Origin of the sequence: Phytoactinopolyspora endophytica, from assembly GCF_004138495.1 — a bacterium.
In the GTDB taxonomy this organism is placed as follows: Bacteria; Actinomycetota; Actinomycetes; order Jiangellales; family Jiangellaceae; genus Phytoactinopolyspora; species Phytoactinopolyspora endophytica.
Genome location: NZ_ML142853.1, coordinates 497,840 through 498,665, shown reverse-complemented (window position 1 = coordinate 498,665; position 826 = coordinate 497,840). Strand labels below are relative to the sequence as shown.

At 58.7% G+C, this 826-nt stretch carries 1 protein-coding gene; it reads left to right on the top strand.

Translation table 11 applies throughout. The annotated features are described in order from the left end of the window. The first annotated feature begins 130 nt into the window (after window positions 1-130). On the top strand, window positions 131-367 hold the full coding sequence (locus ELR45_RS13040) for a hypothetical protein (RefSeq protein WP_129666525.1): 237 nt from the start codon (window positions 131-133) through the stop codon (window positions 365-367). Window positions 368-826: the final 459 nt, after the last annotated feature.

Genomic DNA, 826 nt, shown 5'->3' with positions numbered 1-826 from the left:
ATAGTCACCCCCATCCTCGGGAGACCTCGACCCCTACCCGGCCACCGACGCGTCGACCGGACTACACCCTTAACTGCGAAGAGCCCGAATGGCTACGACTACTTCCTGAATCTGAAATAGGGTCGCTGCTATGAAGATGCTGCACCCCGACACCCCGTGGATCGGCAACGAGGAAGTCGCCGAGGACGAACTTGTGGTCGCCACTACGCGTGACGAGCTCGCGCTCCTCGCGAACTCGATCTGCGAGGCGTTGGAAGCCGTCGAGGAGTGGGAGTTTGACACTCGACTCGGCGTCTTGCCAGATCAGGCCAGGATGTTACGAGACCGAATCAACGACGTTCTTCGGTCGGCCGTCCGTCCCGAATAGTCGTCAGTTGGTGCGGGCAAGTCGTCATGGTTCGTGGCGAAGTAGGACGGACTCGATGAGGTTGACGACGGTTGCCTTCGTGTCGTCGAGTCCGGCGTCCCCTTGAAGATGTTTGCAACGCTAGACGTCCCAATGAGGCTGGTTGTCCGATCGTATCGCTGATCAAACTATAAGGATTACACCTTTGCCATGAGACCTGAATAGGGAACAACGACCTAGGCGGCGAGTTAGTATTCAACCGTTTCCTGGGTGAGGGCAACGATCTGGACACGATACAGGAGCTTCTAGCTGCCGTGGCGCCGACATGGTGTCATAGGCTACGTGTGTGGCAGTCCGCTCGTGATCAGCGCCCGATCGACGTATCTAAGCCAGGCACGCTGGCCAAGGGGGTCCTGCAGGCAGCCGGCGAACTCGGCGAAACGTATCAAGCGATGGTGGCCAAGTATGGACCAGGCTCGG